The 21,165-nt window shown below is 68.8% G+C and carries 21 protein-coding genes; 17 read left to right on the forward strand and 4 right to left on the reverse strand.

The window, feature by feature from the left end:
• Positions 1-77 precede the first annotated feature (77 nt).
• Positions 78-2,516, reverse strand: coding sequence for a YfhO family protein (locus OG435_RS27255; RefSeq protein WP_266880606.1), 2,439 nt, complete (start codon positions 2,514-2,516; stop codon positions 78-80).
• 664 nt (positions 2,517-3,180) lie between these two features.
• Here OG435_RS27255 and rpsL point away from each other — a divergent pair.
• The 4 genes from rpsL (at position 3,181) to tuf (ending at position 7,537) form a co-directional block, all read left to right on the forward strand.
• Positions 3,181-3,552, forward strand: coding sequence for a 30S ribosomal protein S12 (gene rpsL, locus OG435_RS27260; protein ID WP_007265893.1), 372 nt, complete (start codon positions 3,181-3,183; stop codon positions 3,550-3,552).
• Positions 3,553-3,555: 3 nt separating this feature from the next.
• A complete protein-coding gene (gene rpsG / locus OG435_RS27265) occupies positions 3,556-4,026 on the forward strand; it encodes a 30S ribosomal protein S7 (RefSeq protein WP_215023410.1) in 471 nt (156 codons plus the stop codon).
• 39 nt (positions 4,027-4,065) lie between these two features.
• A complete protein-coding gene (gene fusA / locus OG435_RS27270; RefSeq protein WP_266880607.1) occupies positions 4,066-6,195 on the forward strand; it encodes an elongation factor G in 2,130 nt (709 codons plus the stop codon).
• A 148-nt stretch (positions 6,196-6,343) separates the two neighbouring features.
• A complete protein-coding gene (gene tuf, locus OG435_RS27275; protein WP_254387373.1) occupies positions 6,344-7,537 on the forward strand; it encodes an elongation factor Tu in 1,194 nt (397 codons plus the stop codon).
• 208 nt (positions 7,538-7,745) lie between these two features.
• Here tuf and rfbC read toward each other — a convergent pair whose 3' ends face one another.
• The gene (gene rfbC / locus OG435_RS27280; RefSeq protein WP_266880608.1) at positions 7,746-8,345 is read right to left on the reverse strand and encodes a dTDP-4-dehydrorhamnose 3,5-epimerase; all 600 of its coding nucleotides are present in this window, start codon (positions 8,343-8,345) and stop codon (positions 7,746-7,748) included.
• The gene (gene rfbA, locus OG435_RS27285) at positions 8,342-9,217 is read right to left on the reverse strand and encodes a glucose-1-phosphate thymidylyltransferase RfbA (RefSeq protein WP_266880609.1); all 876 of its coding nucleotides are present in this window, start codon (positions 9,215-9,217) and stop codon (positions 8,342-8,344) included. Before rfbA ends, rfbC begins: the two co-directional genes overlap by 4 nt.
• A gap of 217 nt (positions 9,218-9,434) precedes the next feature.
• Between rfbA and rfbD the strand changes: the two genes are divergently transcribed.
• From rfbD to OG435_RS27305, 4 genes are all read left to right on the forward strand, one after another.
• On the forward strand, positions 9,435-10,355 hold the full coding sequence (gene rfbD / locus OG435_RS27290; protein ID WP_266880610.1) for a dTDP-4-dehydrorhamnose reductase: 921 nt from the start codon (positions 9,435-9,437) through the stop codon (positions 10,353-10,355).
• A 244-nt stretch (positions 10,356-10,599) separates the two neighbouring features.
• Positions 10,600-11,289 (forward strand): glycosyltransferase family 2 protein, encoded by a 690-nt coding sequence (locus tag OG435_RS27295; protein WP_266880611.1) that lies wholly within the window; start codon positions 10,600-10,602, stop codon positions 11,287-11,289.
• On the forward strand, positions 11,286-11,741 hold the full coding sequence (locus tag OG435_RS27300; protein WP_266880612.1) for a DUF2304 domain-containing protein: 456 nt from the start codon (positions 11,286-11,288) through the stop codon (positions 11,739-11,741). The genes OG435_RS27295 and OG435_RS27300 overlap by 4 nt, the downstream gene beginning before the upstream one ends.
• Before the next feature lie 6 nt (positions 11,742-11,747).
• Positions 11,748-12,647, forward strand: coding sequence for a glycosyltransferase family 2 protein (locus OG435_RS27305; RefSeq protein WP_266880613.1), 900 nt, complete (start codon positions 11,748-11,750; stop codon positions 12,645-12,647).
• Between the two features lie 73 nt (positions 12,648-12,720).
• On the opposite strand, the gene OG435_RS27310 is transcribed toward OG435_RS27305, so the two are convergent.
• On the reverse strand, positions 12,721-14,382 hold the full coding sequence (locus tag OG435_RS27310) for a hypothetical protein (protein ID WP_266880614.1): 1,662 nt from the start codon (positions 14,380-14,382) through the stop codon (positions 12,721-12,723).
• Between the two features lie 186 nt (positions 14,383-14,568).
• On the opposite strand from OG435_RS27310, the gene OG435_RS27315 reads away from it, so the two are divergent.
• The 9 genes from OG435_RS27315 (at position 14,569) to rpsC (ending at position 21,165) form a co-directional block, all read left to right on the forward strand.
• Positions 14,569-16,347: a hypothetical protein gene (locus OG435_RS27315; protein ID WP_266880615.1), complete on the forward strand. Its 1,779-nt coding sequence runs from the start codon at positions 14,569-14,571 to the stop codon at positions 16,345-16,347.
• A 469-nt stretch (positions 16,348-16,816) separates the two neighbouring features.
• Positions 16,817-17,125: a 30S ribosomal protein S10 gene (gene rpsJ, locus OG435_RS27320; protein WP_003948644.1), complete on the forward strand. Its 309-nt coding sequence runs from the start codon at positions 16,817-16,819 to the stop codon at positions 17,123-17,125.
• 14 nt (positions 17,126-17,139) lie between these two features.
• Complete coding sequence (rplC, locus tag OG435_RS27325) at positions 17,140-17,784, forward strand: 50S ribosomal protein L3 (protein ID WP_266880616.1); 645 nt, start codon at positions 17,140-17,142, stop codon at positions 17,782-17,784.
• Positions 17,785-17,788: 4 nt separating this feature from the next.
• Positions 17,789-18,439 (forward strand): 50S ribosomal protein L4, encoded by a 651-nt coding sequence (rplD, locus tag OG435_RS27330; protein WP_266880617.1) that lies wholly within the window; start codon positions 17,789-17,791, stop codon positions 18,437-18,439.
• Positions 18,439-18,762 carry a 50S ribosomal protein L23 gene (rplW, locus tag OG435_RS27335; protein WP_030154694.1) on the forward strand — a complete coding sequence of 108 codons (324 nt, stop codon included), beginning with the start codon at positions 18,439-18,441 and terminating at the stop codon, positions 18,760-18,762. The genes rplD and rplW overlap by 1 nt, the downstream gene beginning before the upstream one ends.
• Positions 18,763-18,801: 39 nt before the next feature.
• Entirely contained in the window at positions 18,802-19,638 is an 837-nt protein-coding gene (rplB, locus tag OG435_RS27340) for a 50S ribosomal protein L2 (protein ID WP_254387362.1), read from the forward strand.
• Positions 19,639-19,650: 12 nt separating this feature from the next.
• Positions 19,651-19,932 carry a 30S ribosomal protein S19 gene (gene rpsS, locus OG435_RS27345; RefSeq protein ID WP_023539342.1) on the forward strand — a complete coding sequence of 94 codons (282 nt, stop codon included), beginning with the start codon at positions 19,651-19,653 and terminating at the stop codon, positions 19,930-19,932.
• Positions 19,933-19,975: 43 nt separating this feature from the next.
• A complete protein-coding gene (rplV, locus tag OG435_RS27350; RefSeq protein WP_007265904.1) occupies positions 19,976-20,323 on the forward strand; it encodes a 50S ribosomal protein L22 in 348 nt (115 codons plus the stop codon).
• On the forward strand, positions 20,323-21,165 hold the full coding sequence (gene rpsC, locus OG435_RS27355; RefSeq protein ID WP_254387361.1) for a 30S ribosomal protein S3: 843 nt from the start codon (positions 20,323-20,325) through the stop codon (positions 21,163-21,165). Before rplV ends, rpsC begins: the two co-directional genes overlap by 1 nt.

The raw sequence follows: 21,165 nt of genomic DNA on the forward strand, positions 1-21,165 counted from the left end.
GAGGAGAGGCGGGGGGCTTCTTCGTACCTGGGATCAGGCCCGGCGGGATCAGGCCCGTCGGCGGCGGCGCAGGCCCGTCACGGTGACCGAGGCCAGGGCCAGGAGGCCGAGGGTGGCGCCGGCCAGGCCGGGGGTGAGGCCCTGGGGGGGGTGAAGGTGCAGGAGAGCTTGTCCGTGTTCCGGGGGACGTCCAGGGAGAGCAGGCCGTGGAAGCTCTTCACCGGGGCCGAGCACTGCCAGCCGGGGACGGCGGTCATCGCGAAGACGGCGGTGCCGGAGGCCCCCTTCGGGAGGGTGGCCTCGATGCTGTGGCCGCCGGCGGTGACCCGGGTGGCGCCCGTGACCGTGAGGCGGCCGACCGTCGTGGCGAGCGCGGCCCGGTCCAGGCAGCCGGCGGGGTGCGCGCCCGCGGTGCCGCCCCGGGTACGGGTCCGTACGGTCACGTCGACCCGGCCGGAGGCGGGGACCTCGCCGAGGCGTACGACCCCGGCCGCGCGGTCCTCCAGGGGCTTCTCGGTGCCTCCGAAGGCGACGGTGCCGTACAGCCGGGGCGAGTACCAGAAGGCCTCGGAGCCGGGGGTGCACGTGGCGGTGTACCGCTGTTTCGCGGCGTTGCCGCCCCGGGTGACGGGCGGGACCTGGTAGACGGTGGCGCCGAGGACCTGCTCCTGGTGGGCGTAGACGCTGGCCGGGGGGTTGGGGGAGGTGTACGGGGCGGCGCGGACGGTGACCAGGGGCGGGGTGGGGAACGTACGGGCCGTCCAGCTGTTCTTCTCCGGACCCGGTTCGGCGCGGGCGCCGATCGAGAAGATCGCGTCCAGGACGGGGTTGTCGGCGCCGAAGAAGGTGCGGCCGTCGTTCTTGTAGCCGTAGCCGAGGGGTTCGAGGGCCTTGTACGTGGCTTCGGGGAGGTAGCTGCTGTAGTACTGCGGCCCCTCGGCCCGGAGCGACAGGGTGTCGTTGTACGAGGTCTGCGGGGCGCCGGAGTCGGTCCGGTAGGCGGGCCAGCCGTCGACCGAGCGGACGGCGTCGAAGTGGTTCGCGATCGACCTGCTCGAGGTGGCGATCGGCTTCGCCCAGCGTTCGCGGGCCCGGCGGGCGTCCGCGTTGACCGCGGCCGCGGTGGATTCGGCGAAGACGACGCCGACCATGAGGACCGCGGCCACGGGGATCAGTACCCGGCGCTTCTCGCCCAGCGCCAGCAGGACTAGGGCGAGGAGCGACACCGCGCCGCCGCCCAGGACGGCCGGCCAGGTGGCGCCGCCGAAGTCGTTGGTGCGGCGGAGCACGAAGGCGGCGGTGACCAGCAGGGCGGCGGCCGATGCCAGGTGCAGCGGCCGCGGCCGGTTGGCCAGTGAGAGCCAGGCGATGATCACGACGATGCCGCTGAAGACGAAGGTCTCGCGGTACGGGTTGCCGTTCGGCACCGCGAGCCCGTGCCACACGTACTGGGTGGGCGGGAACTGGAAGGAGACGGCGACGAGCAGGACGGCCCCCGCCCACACCAGACGGGTCCTGCGGGCGACGGCCGTGTTGAGGAGGAAGGACCCGGCCAGGATCAGGCCGAGCGAGGCCACGTACAGGCGCGGGCGGCCGCCCCACAGGTGGGTGCCGGGGAGCATGCCGGTCAGGAAGACCTCGAGCCGGACGGGATCGAAGGCGGCCGCCCGGGTGGGCTGCGAGGCCGCGCTGGAGAGGAACGAGGGGAGCAGCAGGGGGAGCGTGAGCAGGATGCCCGTCGCGGCGGCGGTCCAGGCCCGCCCCAGGGCGCGCAGCCGCCGGGACCGGGTCAGATCGAGGACGATCAGGCGGACGGCGAGCAGCACGCAGGCGGCGATCGTCGCCATCATCGCGGTGTAGAAGTTCCCGAACCAGGCGAGGGCGACCAGCAGCGCCACGCCCGGCCAGCGGCGCTCCTCCAGGCACCACTCGACGGCGATGCCCAGGAGCGGCAGCGCGACCAGGCCCCACATCCACATGGGGATGTACGAGGCGTCGCTGAGGGCCCAGCCGCACAGCGCGTAGACGGCTCCGAGGACCCCCCGCTGCCACCAGGGTCCGGGCTGGAGCTTGCCGAGGTAGACGGCCATCAGGGCGGCGGCGGTGCCCATCGTGACCGGGGTGATCGCGAAGACGGCGAGGTCCACGTGGGCGCGGGGGACCAGGACGGCCAGCCAGGAGAAGGGGTTGCCGAGGTAGGTGGAGTAGTCGGACAGGAACTGCTGGCCGAACCCGCCGCGCCAGGTGAAGAGGAGGTCGCCGGCTGACCGGCCGTGGACCAGGTCCCACAGGGCCCGGTGGAACGGGACGTACTGGTTGGCCTGGTCGTTGACGGCCCGGCCGGTGGTGCCGAAGGGGAAGGTGCCCCGGGCCGCCCAGGACGCGCAGAAGGCGCCCGAGGCGATGAGGAACGCGAGGAGCGGGCCGTAGGAGCGGGTGGCGCGGCGTGGTGCGGGCCGGTCCTGGCCGGGGGGTGGACTGCTGTGCGTCGCGGTCTCGGCGGCCAAGGTCCCCAAGGGTGTGCTCCCTGCTGTTCCGCTGTCCGACTAGTGGTATATATGGATGGTTTGTCTGACTCATCAGTTTAGGTCGGAGGCAGGGCCGGCGGACGGTGTGGCGGTGCGGTGTCGCGCCGGTGTTTCCCGGGTCAGGGGGCCCCGTCAGCCCTTCGTCCCGCTGCCGGCGGGGCGGTCCGGACGGGTGTGCGCAGGGTGCGGCCGCCGGTTTCGGGGAGGGGGTTCCTTCTTTCGGTGGAGCGCCGGGGGCGCGGTTGCCCGGCCCGGAGATGGTGCGGGGCCGCCGCTCCCGGGCGGCCCGCCGCGGGGCGCCGTACCGCGTGGGGAGCCTCCGCTTAGCACATCCGCACCACGGCCGCACATCGGAGGGACTGCATCACGGCCTCGGCCTTGTGGCGACTGGTCGTAGGGCCCTTCGGGCTTTCGGGTCAGGGGCTTTTGTTTTGACCGGAGTGGATGCGGTAGGTACGCTCAGACCTTGTGCCTGGGGTGTGCCTGGGCTCCTGTGCGTGTCCATCAACCGCACTCGAGTCATATCAGCCACCGCGATTCATGCGTTTCCACGCTTGCGTGGAGGTCCGCCGGATCCGACACACCCGACCGCGTGGGTCGGCAAATGTTCCAGGTTAGCTTCACTACACGGCACACAGAAACCGGAGAAGTAGTGCCTACGATCCAGCAGCTGGTCCGTAAGGGCCGGCAGGACAAGGTCGAGAAGACAAAGACCCCCGCGCTCGAGGCTTCGCCCCAGCGTCGCGGCGTCTGCACGCGAGTGTTCACGACCACCCCGAAGAAGCCGAACTCGGCGCTGCGTAAGGTCGCGCGTGTGCGTCTGACCTCTGGCATCGAGGTCACCGCTTACATTCCGGGTGAGGGACACAACCTGCAGGAGCACTCGATCGTGCTCGTGCGTGGTGGCCGTGTGAAGGACCTGCCGGGTGTTCGTTACAAGATCATCCGCGGTGCGCTTGACACCCAGGCTGTCAAGAACCGCAAGCAGGCCCGCAGCCGCTACGGCGCCAAGAAGGAGAAGTAAAAAATGCCTCGTAAGGGCCCCGCCCCGAAGCGCCCGGTCATCATCGACCCGGTCTACGCATCTCCTCTGGTGACGTCGCTCATCAACAAGATCCTCCTGAACGGCAAGCGCTCCACCGCCGAGCGCATCGTCTACGGCGCCATGGAAGGCCTCCGCGAGAAGACCGGCAACGACCCGGTCATCACGCTGAAGCGCGCGCTGGAGAACGTCAAGCCGTCGCTCGAGGTCAAGTCCCGCCGTGTCGGTGGCGCCACCTACCAGGTGCCGATCGAGGTCAAGCCGGGTCGTCAGTCGACCCTCGCGCTGCGCTGGCTCGTGGGTTACTCCCGCGCCCGCCGCGAGAAGACGATGACCGAGCGCCTCATGAACGAGCTGCTCGACGCCTCGAACGGTCTTGGCGCTGCCGTCAAGAAGCGTGAGGACACGCACAAGATGGCCGAGTCCAACAAGGCCTTCGCGCACTACCGCTGGTAGTCCCAACCCACATCGAGACCGAGAGAAGACTGAGCCGATATGGCTACCACTTCGCTTGACCTGGCCAAGGTGCGCAACATCGGCATCATGGCTCACATCGACGCGGGCAAGACGACCACCACCGAGCGCATCCTGTTCTACACCGGTGTGTCTTACAAGATCGGTGAAGTCCACGACGGCGCTGCCACGATGGACTGGATGGAGCAGGAGCAGGAGCGCGGCATCACGATCACGTCTGCCGCGACGACCTGCCACTGGCCGCTCGAAGACGTCGACCACACCATCAACATCATCGACACCCCGGGTCACGTTGACTTCACCGTCGAGGTGGAGCGTTCGCTCCGCGTCCTCGACGGCGCCGTCACCGTGTTCGACGGTGTCGCCGGTGTGGAGCCGCAGTCCGAGACCGTTTGGCGTCAGGCGGACCGCTACGGCGTCCCGCGCATCTGCTTCGTCAACAAGCTGGACCGCACTGGCGCCGAGTTCCACCGCTGTGTCGACATGATCAAGGACCGCCTCGGTGCGGTTCCGATCGTGATGCAGCTCCCCATCGGTGCCGAGATGGACTTCCAGGGCGTTGTCGACCTGGTCACCATGAAGGCGTTCGTCTGGTCTGCCGAGGCGACCAAGGGCGAGATGTACGACATCGTCGACATCCCGGACACCCACAAGGAAGCCGCTGAAGAGTGGCACGCCAAGCTGGTCGAGACGGTCGCCGAGAACGACGACCAGATCATGGAGCTGTTCCTCGAGGGCGTCGAGCCCACCGTCGAGCAGCTGCACGAGGCCGTGCGTCGCATCATCATCGGTTCCAAGGGTGAGAGCGGCGCCACCGTCACCGCGGTGTTCTGTGGCACGGCGTTCAAGAACAAGGGCGTTCAGCCCCTGCTCGACGCCGTCGTCCGCTACCTCCCCTCGCCCCTGGACGTCGAGGCCATCGAAGGCCACGACGTGCGGGACGCCGAGGTCGTCGTGAAGCGCAAGCCCTCGGACGACGAGCCCCTCGCGGCGCTCGCGTTCAAGATCATGCGCGACCCGCACCTCGGCAAGCTCACCTTCGTCCGGGTTTACTCGGGCCGCCTGGAGGCCGGCACTGCGGTGCTGAACTCCGTCAAGGGCAAGAAGGAGCGCATCGGCAAGATCTACCGCATGCACGCTAACAAGCGTGAAGAGATCGAAGCGGTGGGCGCCGGTGACATCGTCGCCGTCATGGGCCTGAAGCAGACCACCACCGGTGAGACGCTGTGTGACGACAAGAACCCGGTCATCCTGGAGTCCATGGACTTCCCGGCCCCGGTCATTCAGGTCGCCATCGAGCCCAAGTCCAAGGGTGACCAGGAGAAGCTGGGTGTCGCCATCCAGTCTCTCGCGGAGGAGGACCCCTCCTTCCACGTTCACTCGGACGAAGAGACCGGCCAGACCATCCTCGGTGGTATGGGCGAGCTGCACCTCGAGGTGCTGGTCGACCGTATGAAGCGCGAGTTCAAGGTCGAGGCCAACGTCGGCAAGCCGCAGGTCGCTTACCGCGAGACGATCCGCCAGACGGTGGAGCGTCACGACTACACCCACAAGAAGCAGACCGGTGGTACCGGTCAGTTCGCCAAGGTGCAGATCGCGATCGAGCCGATCCTCGAGGCCGACGGTCCGGCGTACGAGTTCGTGAACAAGGTCACCGGTGGCCGCATCCCGAGGGAGTACATCCCCTCGGTCGACGCGGGTGCGCAGGAAGCCATGAAGTTCGGCATCCTCGCCGGCTACGAGATGACTGGCGTCCGCGTCATCCTTCTCGACGGTGGCTACCACGAGGTCGACTCCTCCGAGCTCGCCTTCAAGATCGCCGGTTCGCAGGCCTTCAAGGAGGCCGCGCGCAAGGCTTCTCCCGTGCTCCTCGAGCCGATGATGGCCGTCGAGGTCACCACGCCGGAGGAGTCCATGGGTGACGTCATCGGTGACATCAACTCCCGTCGTGGCCAGATCCAGGCCATGGAGGAGCGTCACGGTGCTCGCCTCGTGAAGGGCCTCGTGCCCCTCTCGGAGATGTTCGGCTACGTCGGAGACCTCCGCAGCAAGACCTCGGGTCGCGCCAGCTACTCGATGCAGTTCGACTCCTACGCCGAGGTTCCCCGGAACGTCGCTGAGGAGATCATCGCGAAGGCCAAGGGCGAGTAACTCTTCCGAGTACACGCTTTAGGCTTGTCACCGGAGCCTCTGGGGCAACAGGAGTAACCCTCCCGTTGCCCCGGGGAACCGGCTTTCCAGCAAAGATCACCTGGCGCCGATGAGTAAGGCGTACAGAACCACTCTCCAGGAGGACCCCGTGGCGAAGGCGAAGTTCGAGCGGACTAAGCCGCACGTCAACATCGGCACCATCGGTCACATTGACCACGGTAAGACGACCCTCACGGCCGCCATTACCAAGGTGCTGCACGACGCGTACCCGGACCTGAACGAGGCCTCGGCCTTCGACCAGATCGACAAGGCTCCCGAAGAGCGCCAGCGCGGTATCACCATCTCCATCGCGCACGTCGAGTACCAGACCGAGGCGCGTCACTACGCCCACGTCGACTGCCCGGGTCACGCGGACTACATCAAGAACATGATCACCGGTGCCGCGCAGATGGACGGCGCGATCCTCGTGGTCGCCGCCACCGACGGCCCGATGCCGCAGACCAAGGAGCACGTGCTCCTGGCCCGCCAGGTCGGCGTTCCGTACATCGTCGTCGCGCTGAACAAGGCCGACATGGTGGACGACGAGGAGATCCTGGAGCTCGTCGAGCTCGAGGTTCGTGAGCTCCTCTCCGACTACGAGTTCCCGGGCGACGACCTTCCGGTCGTCCGCGTCTCCGCGCTGAAGGCGCTCGAGGGCGACAAGGAGTGGGGCGAGAAGCTTCTCGGCCTCATGGCTGCCGTCGACGAGGCGATCCCGACCCCGCCGCGTGACACCGACCTGCCGTTCCTGATGCCCGTCGAGGACGTTTTCACGATCACCGGTCGTGGCACCGTCGTCACCGGTCGTATCGAGCGTGGTGTCCTGAAGGTCAACGAGACCGTCGACATCATCGGTATCAAGGAGACCAAGACCACCACCACGGTCACCGGTATCGAGATGTTCCGCAAGCTGCTCGACGAGGGCCAGGCGGGCGAGAACGTCGGTCTGCTCCTCCGTGGCATCAAGCGCGAGGACGTCGAGCGCGGCCAGGTCATCATCAAGCCCGGTTCGGTCACCCCGCACACCGAGTTCGAGGCCCAGGCCTACATCCTGTCGAAGGACGAGGGTGGCCGTCACACCCCCTTCTTCAACAACTACCGTCCGCAGTTCTACTTCCGTACCACCGACGTCACGGGTGTTGTCACCCTGCCGGCCGGCACGGAGATGGTCATGCCGGGCGACAACACCGAGATGACGGTCGCGCTGATCCAGCCGGTCGCCATGGAGGAGGGCCTCAAGTTCGCCATCCGTGAGGGTGGTCGTACCGTGGGCGCCGGCCAGGTCACCAAGATCACGAAGTAATTCGTGTTCTGACCTGGTAGCTCGCTGACGCGGGCACCATGTTTGACAGGAGGGCCCCCGCCCCGTCGTTCACGCGACGGGTCGGGGGCCCTTCGTCGTACGAGGCCGTGGACGGGACGGACACCGCGGACGGGTCGGACGGGTACACGAAGAGGGGCGCACCCCCGGGGGTGCGCCCCTCTTCGTGTACGTCGCTCCGCGCGCGGGGTCACTTCACCCGCAGCGACTCCGTGAACTCGATGCAGGCGGCGTAGTCCGGCAGCAGGCCCGAGGCCGCGGCGTCGGCCAGTGAGGGGGCCGCGTCGTCGCGGGCGGACAGCAGCGGGACGTCCGCCGGCCAGTCGATGCCCAGGTCGGGGTCGAGCGGGTGGACCGAGTGCTCGGCCGTCGGGTTGTACGTCTCCGAGCAGATGTAGGACAGCGTGGCGTCGTCCGTCAGCGCACAGAAGCCGTGGCCCATGCCCTCGGGGAGGTAGACGGCACGCCGGTCCACGTCGTCCAGGCGGACGCCCTCCCAGCGGCCGAAGGTGGGGGAGCCGACCCGGATGTCCACGATGATGTCCAGCACGGCGCCGCGCACGCAGGTGACGTACTTGGCCTGGCCGCGCGGGACGTCCGCGAAGTGGATGCCGCGGACCACGCCGCGCTGGGAGACCGAGAGGTTGGCCTGCGCCAGGTTCAGCGGGTGCCCGACGACCTCGGCGAGGTGGTCGAAGCGGTACCACTCCATGAACATGCCGCGCGGGTCACCGTGCTGCTGGGGCGTGATCTCGAAGACTCCCTCAATGGAGAGTTCGCGGAACTTCATCGTGCGGCTTCCTCTTCGAGCAGACCGATCAGGTAGTCGCCGTAACCGCTCTTGGTGAGCGGTTCGGCCAGTGCGCGCAGCTGCGCGGAGTCGATGAGGCCCGCCCGCCAGGCGGCCTCCTCGATGCAGCCGATCTTGAATCCCTGGCGCTCCTCGATGACGCGCACGAACTCCGAGGCCTGCACCATCGAGACGAAGGTGCCGGTGTCCAGCCAGGCCGTACCGCGGTCGAGGATGGTGACGTTCAGCTCGCCGGCCTGGAGGTAGGCGTCGTTGACGGCGGTGATCTCCAGCTCGCCGCGGGCGCTGGGCTTCAGGGCGCGGGCTATCTCCACGACGCGGTTGTCGTAGAAGTACAGACCGGGCACGGCGTAACGGGATTTGGGCTTCTCCGGCTTCTCCTCGATGGAGATGGCCTGGCCGTCGGCGTCGAACTCCACCACGCCGTACGCGGACGGGTCCGCCACCGGGTACGCGAAGACCCGGCCGCCCTTGGAGTCGGTGTGCTGCGCCAGGCGCGTGCCGAGGCCGCTGCCGTGGAAGATGTTGTCGCCGAGGATCAGCGCGACGGAGTCGTCGCCGATGAAGTCGGCGCCGAGCACGAAGGCCTGGGCGATGCCTTCGGGGCGCTCCTGGACGGCGTATTCCAGCCGGATGCCGAACTGCGAGCCGTCGCCGAGCAGACGCTCGAACTGGTCGCGGTCCTCCGGGGTGGTGATGACGAGGATTTCGCTGATCCCGGCCATGACCAGCGTCGAGAGCGGGTAGTAGATCATCGGCTTGTCGAAGACGGGCAGCAGCTGCTTCGACACGGCCCGCGTCAGCGGCCAGAGTCGGGATCCGGTGCCGCCGGCCAAGAGAATTCCACGCATGGCGACAACCCTATGCGAGAGGGCGGGGCAGTTTTCGATTCCGAGCGTGCCGAACGCACCACACGGCTACTGTTCGGATCATGCGCATCCTGGTGAGGGGCGGATCCTGGCCCAGACGGAACGACGAGTTATCGGACAAGGGCATTTCGCGGAACGGCAAGGGGAATGCCGACCACGGAAGTACCCCGCGGGCCGAGCAGAAGGCGGCACCGCAGAAGTGACCGGTGACGGGGGGAAGGGTCGCTGGCTCGTCACGGGCGCGGCCGGGATGCTGGGCCAGGAGGTACTGGCCGAACTGCAGCGCCACGGGATCGAGACCGCCGGCCTCAGCCGCGCGGAGCTCGACATCACCGATCCGGCGGCCGTCCGGTCCGCCGTGGAGGGCGCCGCCATCGTCGTCAACTGCGCCGGCTGGACCGATGTGGACGGCGCCGAGACGGCCGAGGAGGCCGCCGCCGCCGTCAACGGCACCGGCGTACGGATCCTCGCCGCGGCCTGCGCCGCGACCGGTGCGCGGCTGCTGCAGATCTCCACCGACTACGTGCTTCCCGGGGACGCCTCGGAGCCCTACGCGGAGGACGCGGCCACCGGGCCCGTGAACGCGTACGGCCGCTCCAAGCTGATCGGCGAGCGGGCCGTGGCCGAACTCCTGCCGCAGGACGGCTACGTGGTCCGCACCGCCTGGCTGTACGGCGAGCACGGCCCCAACTTCGTCGCCACGATGCTCAAGCTGGCCGCCCAGCGGGACACCCTGGACGTGGTCGACGACCAGCAGGGACAGCCCACCTGGTCCGTCGCGCTCGCCCGGCAGCTCGTGGAGCTCGGACACGCCGCGCTGGACGGCCGGGCCCCGGCGGGCGTCTACCACGCCACCGCGGGCGGAGCGACCACCTGGTTCGGGCTGGCGCGCGAGGTCTACCGGCTGTGCGGCCTGGACCCCGAGCGGATCCGTCCGACCACGTCCGAGTCCTTCGTCCGGCCCGCGGTCCGCCCCGCCTTCAGCGTCCTCGCCCACGATCACTGGGCCCAGGTGGGCCTGGCCCCGATGAGCGACTGGCGGGAGCAGCTGGCCGACGCCCTGGCCACCCCCGGCTTCACGGCCTTGGCCCGGACCGCCAGGGACCGCCGAGTGCGCTGAGGGCGCCACCGGGCGACGTGCCAAGTGCTCCGAGTACGCCGCTGGACAACGCGCCGTGTGTGTGATCGTTGCCTGGGCGCCAGTTTCGGGGTGCCCGAACTCGCTATGCTAGAAGGCCTGGGGCCCCGGCACACGGCCGACGTGAGCGGCCCGGACTTGAGTGGGTTCGGAGACGGCAATGCCGCATCGCGACCTCACACCGATAACTGAGCACTCGTACGTGCCTCGTTCCGTTGGAGCTACCGTGTCCGAATACGACGATGTCTGGCTGGTCATACCCGCCTATAACGAGGGCCAAGTGATCGCCGGCGTAGTCGAGGCGGCCCGGAAGACCTTTCCGAACATCGTCGTCGTCGACGACGGCAGCACGGACGACTCGGCGGAGCACATCGCGACCACCGGCGCCCACCTGGTGCGGCATCCGGTCAACCTCGGTCAGGGCGCGGCCCTGCAGACCGGGCTCACGTACGCACTCGCCCAGCCCGGCGCCCAGTACTTCGCGACCTTCGACGCGGACGGTCAGCACCAGACCAAGGACGTCGAGACGATGGTCGCGGTCCTGCGGGCCGGTGACGCCGACGTGGTGCTCGGCTCCCGGTTCATCGAGCAGAACGGCCAGGTGCCGTGGATCAAGCAGGTCGTCCTGCGCACGGCCGCCGCGGTCAGCCCCACCGCACGCAAGCTGAAGCTCACCGACGCGCACAACGGTCTGCGCGTACTGGGCCGTGAGGCCGCCGAGCGGCTGAACATCACGATGAACGGAATGGCGCACGCCTCCGAGCTCGTCGGTTTCCTCGCCGGCTCCGACCTGCGGGTCACCGAGATTCCGGTCGACATCCTCTACACCGACTACTCGCGCGCCAAGGGCCAGTCCCTGATCAACGGCGTCAACATCGTTTTTGACATTTCACTGCGGGAGCGTGGGCGTCGATGAAGTACTTCTGGATTCAGCTGCTGCTGATCGCGGGTTCGGTGTCCATGGCACTGATGTTCATCCGGACCTGGGGCCAGGCCCAGAACCGGGCCTGGAAGCGCATAGCGTTCTCGGCCTTCGTCGTCGTCAACGTGTACGCGGTGCTCCGCCCGACCGACGTCACCTGGGTCGCCCAGCACCTCGGCGTCGGCCGTGGCACCGACCTGGTGCTCTACGTGATGGTCCTCGCGATGGGCTTCCTCACGCTCAACACCTTCCTGCGCTTCCGCTCGCTGGAGAAGAAGATCACCGACCTCGCCCGGACCGTGGCCATCAACGAAGGCCTCCGGCACAACGACGTCCGGCTCGGCACGAGCGACGAGGCCCCCGCGGCCGTCCCCGCGGCGGCCCCTGCGGCTCCCGCGGCCGCCGTCGCCGAGTCCTCCTCCGGCACGGACTCCGTGAAGGTCTGACGCCCCATGGGGTCCTTCGACTTCATGCTCCCGTACTACGGGGACGTGAGGCAGATGCAGGACGCGGTCCGCAGCGTCCTGGCCCAGACCGACCGGGACTTCCGCCTCGTCGTGATCGACGACGGCAGGGAGCCGGAGGTGCCGGGCTGGTTCGAAGGGCTGGGCGACGCGCGGGTGAGCTACCTGCGCAACGAGCGGAACCTCGGCATCACGAAGAACTTCCAGAAGTGCGTCGATCTCTCCGAGGCCGACCACGTCGTCATCATGGGCTGCGACGACCTGCTGCACCCGCACTACCTGGAGACCGTGCGCGCGATCCTCGACGCCCACCCCGGGATCGGCATGGTCCAGCCCGGCGTCGAGGTGATCGACGGCTCGGGCCGGGTCGCGCGGGGCCTGCCCGACGCGGCCAAGCAGTGGATGTTCGCCCCGCGGGTCAGTGGCCGGGCGGTGATGTCCGGCGAGGAGCTGGCCGCCAGCGTCCTGCGCGGGAACTGGCTCTACTTCCCGTCGATCACCTGGCGCGGCCCGGCGCTGCGCCGGGTGAACTTCCGCGACGGCTACTCGGTGCTCCTGGACCTGGCCCTCGTCGTGGACCTGCTCGAGGCCGGCGAGCGGATGGTGGTCGACGGGGCCACCACGGTCTTCCAGTACCGCCGGCACGCGGCCAGCGAGTCCTCCGTCCAGGCCCTCTCCGGCACCCGCTTCACCGAGTCCGAGCGCTACTTCTCGGCCGTCGCCGAGCGGATGGAGGCCCGCGGCTGGCCCAGGGCCGCCCGCGCGGCCCGGCTGCGCTACGGCTCCCGCCTGCACGCCCTGCGCATGCTGCCCGGCGCACTGCGCCGCGGGAACCGGGCGGGCGTGCGCACGCTGGCCCGGCACGCCTTCGCCGCCGGGCGGGGCTGAGCGACGAAGAACGGCCTGCCACCGGTCCTCGGACCGGTGGCAGGCCGTTCTTGGTACGTCCGCCGGGCGCGGGTCAGTTCTTCTGCGTGCGCCCCAGCGGGGTGTACGTCGAGCACTTGCCGCGGGGTGCGTACTTCGAGCACTTGCCGTTGGGCATGCCCGTCACGTGCGCCGTCCAGCCCAGGGTGCCGAGGGTGTTCTCGGAGGGCTTCCTCGGCATGTAGGCGTCGGCGGTGGCGGAGCCGGCCGAGCCGAAGAGGAGCCCGAGCGCGACCAGCACCCCGATGACCTTGGCCCGGGGCCTGCGTCCGGCAGCCTTCAGGGCGTCCCGGCCCGGGAGCCGCGACTCGTTGGCCCGGGCCCACGCCGTGACGCGCTGCGCGCCGAGGTACACGGCCAGGCCCGCCAGCGCGAGCATGCAGTAGACGATCTGCAGGCTGGTGCGCGGGTACAGCTGCACGGCGCCCTCGGCGGACATGTGCGAGGCGTACCAGTAGCGCAGCAGGAAGGCGCTGCCGGTGCAGGCCAGCAGGGTCAGCACCAGCGGCCGGCGCAGGCCGAGCGCGATGACCGCGCCCAGGCCGACCACCAGCAGGATGGTGAAGAGGCCGACGCCTCCCAGCTCACCCGGCACCGGCCACCCGAGGGAGCGCAGCGGGCCCGGGAAGGCGGTGCCCTGCATGGCGAAGTAGGCCGGGTCGCTGGCGGTGTCGAAGTAGAAGTAGGTGTCCCTGGTCGATCCGCTCGCCCGGAGCAGCCGGATCATGTACGGACCCGCCAGCGCGAGGAAGACGACCGTGGTGGCCGCCAGCGGCAGCACCGCGTCCACCAGCCCGCGCACCCCGCCCGAGCGGGCGCGGCCGGTCAGGACCACGGCGAAGAGCACGACCACGCCGACCGCGGACCACACGAACCAGCCCGAGTACAGCAGGAACAGCGCGGCGAGCAGCGCTCCGAGACCGGCACCGATCGTGAGCGAGAGCTTGCGCCCGTACTTCTCGGACTCCATCACCACCTGCGTGAGCTTCGCCAGCACGGGGATGACGACGACCAGGACGACGGGGGAGTACGGCTTGTACGGCTCCATCAGCGGCAGGGACGCCGTGACACCGATGCCGAGGGCCCACAGCGGGGGCAGCAGCATGCGCCAGGCCAGGTAGGCGGCCGGTCCGGAGATCGCCAGGAAGCCGATCATCACCCACTTGACGGCGACCGAGGCGTTGCCGTCGAAGAACAGCTGGGAGACCCACGCCAGCAGGTGCGGGAAGCCGGGCGGGTACTCGGGCTGCAGTGGCACCCCGTCCATGACGTTGTACGCCCACTGCTGCAGGTTGCCGACGTCGCCGCCGTAGGCGTTGAACGTCCAGGAGGTTCCCCGCAGGGCCACCACGCTGCCGCTCGCGGTCACACCGGTGGCCAGGCCGGCCACGGCCGCCGCGCTGATCCGTACCGCCGCGCCCGGCATCCACCGGGACAGGACCAGGTAGAGCACCACGGTCGCGGCGAGCAGCACCAGGAGCCGCAGCTGGATGCCGGCCAGCCCGCTGACCTGGCCGATCCGCTGCATGGGATTCACGTCGAGGCGCTTGCTCAGCAGGACCAGGAGGAATGCCGCGCAAAGGGACACGGCCGCTTCGGTGGCCGTGAGGGCGAAAGTGCGGCGTATTCGACCACTGGAGCCGCTCGGGGTCCGGTGCTCGGCTACCGGTACGGGCGCGGGAGCGGTGACAGTCATGTCCGTTGACTTTACCGTCACGAGGCCGCTCCCCTCGACGTCGGGCCGCCTGCTCACGGTCCTCTTCCGGGCCCCATTGGTACCGTTGCCGCTGCCGCCACCGCACCCGCGTGCGCGGACGCGGTCTCAAGTGAACGGGAAGTGCCAGGGGTGCAGTCGGGAACGGAAACGAGAGGCGAAGCCGGAGTGGACGAGGCGTCCGATCCCGGGCGGTCCGGGCCGTCGGCCGGGTCCGGGCGGCTTCTCGCGCTGCGGACGTCACTCCTCGGCCGGCGGTGGTTCTGGCCCGCGGCCCTCCTTTCCGGATACGTGGCGCAGGTGCTGCTGCGCCTCTCCCTGGTGTGGGGGAGCACGCACCCGTCGGTACAGGCGGACGAGTCCTCCTACCTCGTCCTGGCCCGGGTGCTCGCGGGGCGGCCGACCACGGAGATGCCGGTCGGATCGGTCATCCCCGGCGGCTATCCGCTGCTCGTCTCCCCGGCCCTGCGGATCGCGGACGACCCGGTCACCGCGTACCAGCTGGTCCTGGGCATCAACACGCTGCTGAACGCGCTCGTCTTCCTCCTGGCCTACGCCGCCCTGCGCAGGCTCGACCTGCCCAAGGGGCTCTCGTTCGCGGTCGCCACGACGGCCGCGCTGATGCCGCCCGTCATCTTCTACTCCGAGTTCGCCATGTCGGACACGGTGTTCCCCGTGGTCCTGCTCGGCTGGCTGATCACGCTGCACGGCTGGCTGAGCGAGGGCGATGCCCGCCGCCGCGCGTGGCACGGGGCGGGGGCCGGCCTGCTGGCCGGCTACGCCATGGCGGTGCACGACCGGGGCGGGGTCGTGGTGGCCCTCACGGCGGCGGTCTTCCTCGGCGCCCTCGTCTTCCGGTGGGCCCCGCGGCGGGCCGCGCTCGCGGCCTGGGGCGGGCTCGCGGTCTCCGTGGTGGGCGCGAAGCTGCTGGCCACCTGGCTGGAGGCGCAGTTCAAGGACCAGCCGCCGAGCTCGGTGGGCACGAAGGTCCTGGACAACCTGGTCGACCCCGAACTGCTGCGCCGCACGGTGACGCGCATGATCGGCCAGCTCTGGTACTTCTCGGTCTCGTCCTGGGGCTTCGGCGCGCTCGCCATCGCCCTGTGCGTGTTCGCGGTGTTCAGCTCCCGCTTCACCCGGGCCTCGCGGGTGGTCTCCTTCGTCATGGTCGCCCTGCTGTGCGGGATCGCGCTCGCCTCGGCCGCGGGCCTGCCGGGCGACCTGCGGATCGACAACTGGGTCTACGCCCGCTACCTGGCCCCGCTGGTGCCGGCGTTCTTCGTGGTGGGTGTCGCGGTGCTGTGGCGGGCGCGGCCCGGCGCGCTGCTGCGGCTGGTGACGGCGGCGGTCCTGTTCACCCTGGTCACGGGCGAGATCGTCGTCCTGGTGGTCGGCAAGGGCCTCTACAAGACGGCCATCATCCCGTGGGCGATGCCGGACGCGCTGTTCCTGGCCGCGCAGTGGACGGGGCTGCACATGGGGCGCACGACCGCCGGCGCCCTGCTGGTGTTCGCCGTCTGCGTGCTCCTGCGGCTCGTCGGCGGGCGCCGGGCGGTGTGGGCCGTGGTGGCGGCGCTGGCCCTGTTCGCCACGTACGCGACGGTGACGGTGCACACGAAGGTGGCCGTCCCGCGCGCGCAGCAGCACGAGGCCGACGCTCTCGGCTTCACCGAGGCGGCGGGGCTGGAGCCGGGCGAGAACCTGGTGATGGACCCGAGCACCAACTGGGAACTGCGGATGGCCCAGGGCTACGAGGTGTACGAGGGGCGGGTCTGGACCAGGGACCTCAAGCACGGCGACCGGCCGCCGGCCGGAGCGGACGCGGCCGTACTGAGGCTGACCTGGAAGGACGCGAGTCCGGAGGCCACTTGGCCGCAGGCGCCCGCGGGCTGGTACGTGGCGGAGACGAGCCGGAAGCACGGCTGGGTGCTCTGGCGCCACCACTGACGCGGCCGGTACGAAGAGGGCCGCGGGACCCCCGCTGCGTGGTGCAGCTTGACCACGCAGCGTGGCGGGGTATTCTCTTCGGCCCGATTGGCCAGGTACGTGTCTCGTATGGCAGACTACTCAAGTTGCTCGGCCGTGTGCCGATGCTGCGCGCCTCCCGCCGGGAGGACCGGAAGCGAGTCCCACAGTACTCGTCGCTCTACCTGCCCCTCGGGGCAGCAATGGGGCGGACGTACGGGAATCTTCTGGGAAGCGTCAGCACGGTGCCAGCCAGGTACTCGGTGGGTGTTCGCCCCCGATCTGCGGTCTTGGGACCGCGCCCCCTTGGATGAGGGAATTTCCGTATGGGAATTTTCTGTAGAGGGAGCGCGACACGCCCGACCGCGTGGGTCGGAGGAGAGCGGCGGAGAGATCCGCAGCCGGCCGAGGACCAGAGCGTTTCCACAACAGACAGGACTACGGAGTAGCCATGGCGGGACAGAAGATCCGCATCCGGCTCAAGGCCTACGACCACGAGGTCATCGATTCGTCGGCGAAGAAGATCGTCGAGACGGTGACGCGCACTGGTGCGTCGGTCGCGGGCCCGGTGCCGCTGCCCACTGAGAAGAACGTGTACTGCGTCATCAAGTCGCCGCACAAGTACAAGGACTCGCGCGAGCACTTCGAGATGCGCACTCACAAGCGCCTGATCGACATCCTCGACCCGACGCCCAAGACCGTTGACTCGCTGATGCGCCTGGACCTTCCGGCCGGCGTTGACATCGAGATCAAGCTCTGAGAGGCGCGGAAAAGATGGCAAAGCAGATCAAGGGCGTCCTGGGCGAGAAGCTCGGCATGACCCAGGTCTGGGACGAGAACAACCGTGTCGTCCCGGTGACCGTGGTCAAGGCCGGGCCCTGCGTTGTTACCCAGGTCCGTACGAACGACGTCGACGGCTACGAGTCGGTCCAGATCGCCTTCGGCGAGATCGACCCTCGCAAGGTGAACAAGCCCCTCAAGGGTCACTTCGCCAAGGCTGACGTCACCCCCCGCCGCCACCTGGTGGAGCTCCGTACCTCCGACGCCAGCGAGTACACGCTCGGCCAGGAGATCACGGCTGCCGTGTTCGAGTCCGGCGTCAAGGTTGACGTCACGGGCAACAGCAAGGGCAAGGGCTTCGCCGGTGTCATGAAGCGTCACAACTTCAAGGGCCTCGGCGCCGGCCACGGCGTCCAGCGCAAGCACCGCTCCCCCGGTTCGATCGGTGGCTGCGCCACCCCTGGGCGTGTCTTCAAGGGCATGCGCATGGCCGGTCGCATGGGCAACGAGCGCGTCACCACCCAGAACCTGACCATCCACGCGGTTGACGCGGAGAAGGGTCTGCTCCTCATCAAGGGTGCAGTCCCCGGTCCGAACGGCGGCCTCGTCCTGGTCCGTACCGCGGTTAAGGGGGCTTGAGTTAATGAGCACCATTGACATCCTTTCGCCGGCAGGCGACAAGGCCGGTACCGTCGAGCTCCCCGCGGAGATCTTCGACGCGAAGACCAGCGTTCCGCTGATCCACCAGGTCGTCGTCGCTCAGCTGGCCGCTGCCCGTCAGGGCACGCACAAGACCAAGCGTCGTGGCGAAGTCCGTGGTGGTGGCCGCAAGCCGTACCGCCAGAAGGGCACCGGCCGCGCTCGCCAGGGTTCCACCCGCGCTCCGCAGTTCGTCGGCGGTGGCGTCGTCCACGGCCCGCAGCCGCGTGACTACTCGCAGCGGACCCCGAAGAAGATGAAGGTCGCCGCCCTCCGCGGTGCCCTCTCGGACCGCGCGCGTCACTCCCGCATCCACGTCGTCACCGGCGTGGTCGAGGGTGCCGCCTCCACGAAGGCCGCCAAGACGCTGTTCGGCAAGATCTCGGAGCGCAAGAACGTGCTCCTGGTCGTCGAGCGCGCCGACGAGGCTGCGTGGCTGTCCGCCCGCAACCTGCCCCAGGTGCACATCCTGGAGCCGGGCCAGCTGAACACGTACGACGTGATCGTCTCTGACGACGTGGTCTTCACTCAGGCCGCTTTCGAGTCCTTCGTGTCTGGCCCCAAGGCCGATGAGACCGAAGGGAGCGACGCCTGATGTCTGAGGCGACCGTTACCAGCAAGACCTTCACTGACCCGCGCGACCTGCTGATCAAGCCGGTTGTCTCGGAGAAGAGCTACGCGCTGCTGGACGAGAACAAGTACACGTTCATCGTCGCGCCCGGCTCCAACAAGACTCAGATCAAGCAGGCCGTCGAGGCGGTCTTCGGGGTCAAGGTCACCGGGGTCAACACGATCAACCGTCAGGGTAAGCGCAAGCGCACCAAGACCGGTTTCGGCAAGCGCGCTGACACCAAGCGCGCCATCGTGACCCTCGCTGAGGGCGACCGAATCGACATCTTCGGCGGCCAGGCCTCCTAACGGAGGTCTAGTCGTCCGGAATCGGACGAGGACTGAGAAATGGGTATCCGCAAGTACAAGCCGACGACCCCGGGCCGTCGTGGCTCCAGCGTCGCCGACTTTGTCGAGATCACGCGGTCCACGCCGGAGAAGTCGCTGGTCCGCCCCCTGCACAGCAAGGGCGGCCGTAACAACACCGGTCGGATCACGGTTCGACACCAGGGTGGCGGCCACAAGCGCGCCTACCGTGTGATCGACTTCCGTCGGCACGACAAGGACGGCGTGCCGGCCAAGGTCGCGCACATCGAGTACGACCCCAACCGCACGGCGCGCATCGCGCTCCTGCACTACGCCGACGGTGAGAAGCGCTACATCATTGCGCCGAAGAACCTGAAGCAGGGCGACCGGATTGAGAACGGCCCCACGGCCGACATCAAGCCCGGTAACAACCTGGCACTCCGCAACATCCCGGTCGGTACCACGATCCACGCGATCGAGCTCCGTCCCGGTGGCGGCGCCAAGTTCGCCCGCTCCGCTGGTGCCTCTGTGCAGCTGCTGGCGAAGGAGGGCGTCATGGCCCACCTCCGCATGCCGTCCGGTGAGATCCGTCTCGTCGACGCGCGCTGCCGCGCCACCGTCGGTGAGGTCGGCAACGCCGAGCAGTCGAACATCAACTGGGGCAAGGCCGGCCGCATGCGCTGGAAGGGCGTTCGCCCCTCCGTCCGCGGTGTCGCGATGAACCCGGTCGACCACCCGCACGGTGGTGGTGAGGGTAAGACCTCCGGTGGTCGTCACCCGGTCTCCCCGTGGGGTCAGAAGGAGGGTCGTACTCGCTCGCCGAAGAAGGCTTCGAGCAAGTACATCGTCCGCCGCCGCAAGACGAACAAGAAGCGCTAGGAGCGGGTTTAGATGCCGCGCAGTCTCAAGAAGGGACCCTTCGTCGACGGACACCTCATCAAGAAGGTGGACGTACAGAACGAAGCCGGTACCAAGAACGTCATCAAGACCTGGTCCCGTCGCTCGATGATCATCCCGGCCATGCTGGGTCACACCATCGCGGTGCACAACGGCAAGATCCACGTCCCGGTGTTCGTCACCGAGTCGATGGTCGGCCACAAGCTCGGCGAGTTCTCGCCGACTCGCACCTTCCGCGGCCACGTCAAGGACGACCGGAAGTCGAAGCGCCGCTAAAGGCGGGGTGGTTACGACTATGACTTACACCGAAGGGACAACCATGGAAGCCAGGGCCCAGGCGCGGTACATCCGCGTCACGCCCATGAAGGCCCGCCGAGTGGTGGACCTTATCCGTGGCATGGATGCCACGGAGGCTCAGGCGGTCCTGCGTTTCGCCCCGCAGGCCGCGAGCGTGCCGGTTGGCAAGGTGCTCGACAGCGCCATCGCCAACGCCGCACACAACTACAACCACCCGGACGCCTCCACGCTGGTCATCAGCGAGGCGTACGTGGACGAGGGCCCGACCCTGAAGCGGTTCCGTCCGCGTGCCCAGGGCCGTGCCTACCGGATCCGCAAGCGGACCAGCCACATCACCGTGGTCGTCAGCAGCAAGGAAGGTTCCCGGTAATGGGCCAGAAGGTAAACCCGCACGGGTTCCGGCTCGGCATCACCACCGACTTCAAGTCGCGTTGGTACGCCGACAAGCTGTACAAGGACTACGTCAAGGAAGACGTCGCCATCCGCAGGATGATGACGTCCGGCATGGAGCGCGCCGGCATCTCGAAGGTTGAGATCGAGCGCACCCGTGACCGCGTGCGTGTGGACATCCACACCGCTCGTCCGGGCATCGTCATCGGTCGCCGTGGCGCCGAGGCCGACCGCATCCGCGGCGACCTCGAGAAGCTCACGGGCAAGCAGGTCCAGCTGAACATCCTCGAGGTGAAGAACCCCGAGGTCGACGCTCAGCTGGTTGCCCAGGCCGTTGCCGAGCAGCTCTCCTCCCGCGTCTCCTTCCGTCGCGCCATGCGTAAGAGCATGCAGGGCACGATGAAGGCCGGCGCCAAGGGCATCAAGATCCAGTGCGGCGGTCGCCTCGGCGGCGCCGAGATGTCCCGCTCCGAGTTCTACCGCGAAGGCCGTGTGCCGCTGCACACCCTCCGCGCGAACGTGGACTACGGCTTCTTCGAGGCCAAGACCACCTTCGGCCGTATCGGTGTGAAGGTCTGGATCTACAAGGGCGACGTCAAGAACATCGCCGAGGTTCGCGCCGAGAACGCTGCGGCCCGTGCGGGTAACCGCCCGGCCCGTGGTGCCGCCGGCGCTGGCGACCGTCCCGCCGGCCGTGGTGGCCGTGGTGGCGAGCGCGGCGGCCGTGGTGGCCGCAAGCCGCAGCAGGCTGCTGGCGTGGAGGCCCCCAAGGCCGACGCTCCCGCCGCCGCTCCGGCTGAGAGCACCGGAACGGAGGCCTGA

Source organism: Streptomyces sp. NBC_01264, from assembly GCF_026340675.1.
GTDB lineage: Bacteria > Actinomycetota > Actinomycetes > Streptomycetales > Streptomycetaceae > Streptomyces.

Coding starts and splice junctions, on each gene's coding strand:
- rfbC (WP_266880608.1), bottom strand. CDS start 8,345: ATGAAGTTCCGCGAACTCTCCATTGAGGGAGTCTTCGAGATCACGCCC.
- rplC (WP_266880616.1), top strand. CDS start 17,140: ATGGCAAAGCAGATCAAGGGCGTCCTGGGCGAGAAGCTCGGCATGACC.
- fusA (WP_266880607.1), top strand. CDS start 4,066: ATGGCTACCACTTCGCTTGACCTGGCCAAGGTGCGCAACATCGGCATC.
- rplV (WP_007265904.1), top strand. CDS start 19,976: ATGGAAGCCAGGGCCCAGGCGCGGTACATCCGCGTCACGCCCATGAAG.
- OG435_RS27310 (WP_266880614.1), bottom strand. CDS start 14,382: ATGACTGTCACCGCTCCCGCGCCCGTACCGGTAGCCGAGCACCGGACC.
- rplB (WP_254387362.1), top strand. CDS start 18,802: ATGGGTATCCGCAAGTACAAGCCGACGACCCCGGGCCGTCGTGGCTCC.
- OG435_RS27300 (WP_266880612.1), top strand. CDS start 11,286: ATGAAGTACTTCTGGATTCAGCTGCTGCTGATCGCGGGTTCGGTGTCC.
- OG435_RS27305 (WP_266880613.1), top strand. CDS start 11,748: ATGGGGTCCTTCGACTTCATGCTCCCGTACTACGGGGACGTGAGGCAG.
- rfbA (WP_266880609.1), bottom strand. CDS start 9,217: ATGCGTGGAATTCTCTTGGCCGGCGGCACCGGATCCCGACTCTGGCCG.
- rpsS (WP_023539342.1), top strand. CDS start 19,651: ATGCCGCGCAGTCTCAAGAAGGGACCCTTCGTCGACGGACACCTCATC.
- rpsC (WP_254387361.1), top strand. CDS start 20,323: ATGGGCCAGAAGGTAAACCCGCACGGGTTCCGGCTCGGCATCACCACC.
- rpsJ (WP_003948644.1), top strand. CDS start 16,817: ATGGCGGGACAGAAGATCCGCATCCGGCTCAAGGCCTACGACCACGAG.
- rplW (WP_030154694.1), top strand. CDS start 18,439: ATGTCTGAGGCGACCGTTACCAGCAAGACCTTCACTGACCCGCGCGAC.
- rpsG (WP_215023410.1), top strand. CDS start 3,556: ATGCCTCGTAAGGGCCCCGCCCCGAAGCGCCCGGTCATCATCGACCCG.
- rplD (WP_266880617.1), top strand. CDS start 17,789: ATGAGCACCATTGACATCCTTTCGCCGGCAGGCGACAAGGCCGGTACC.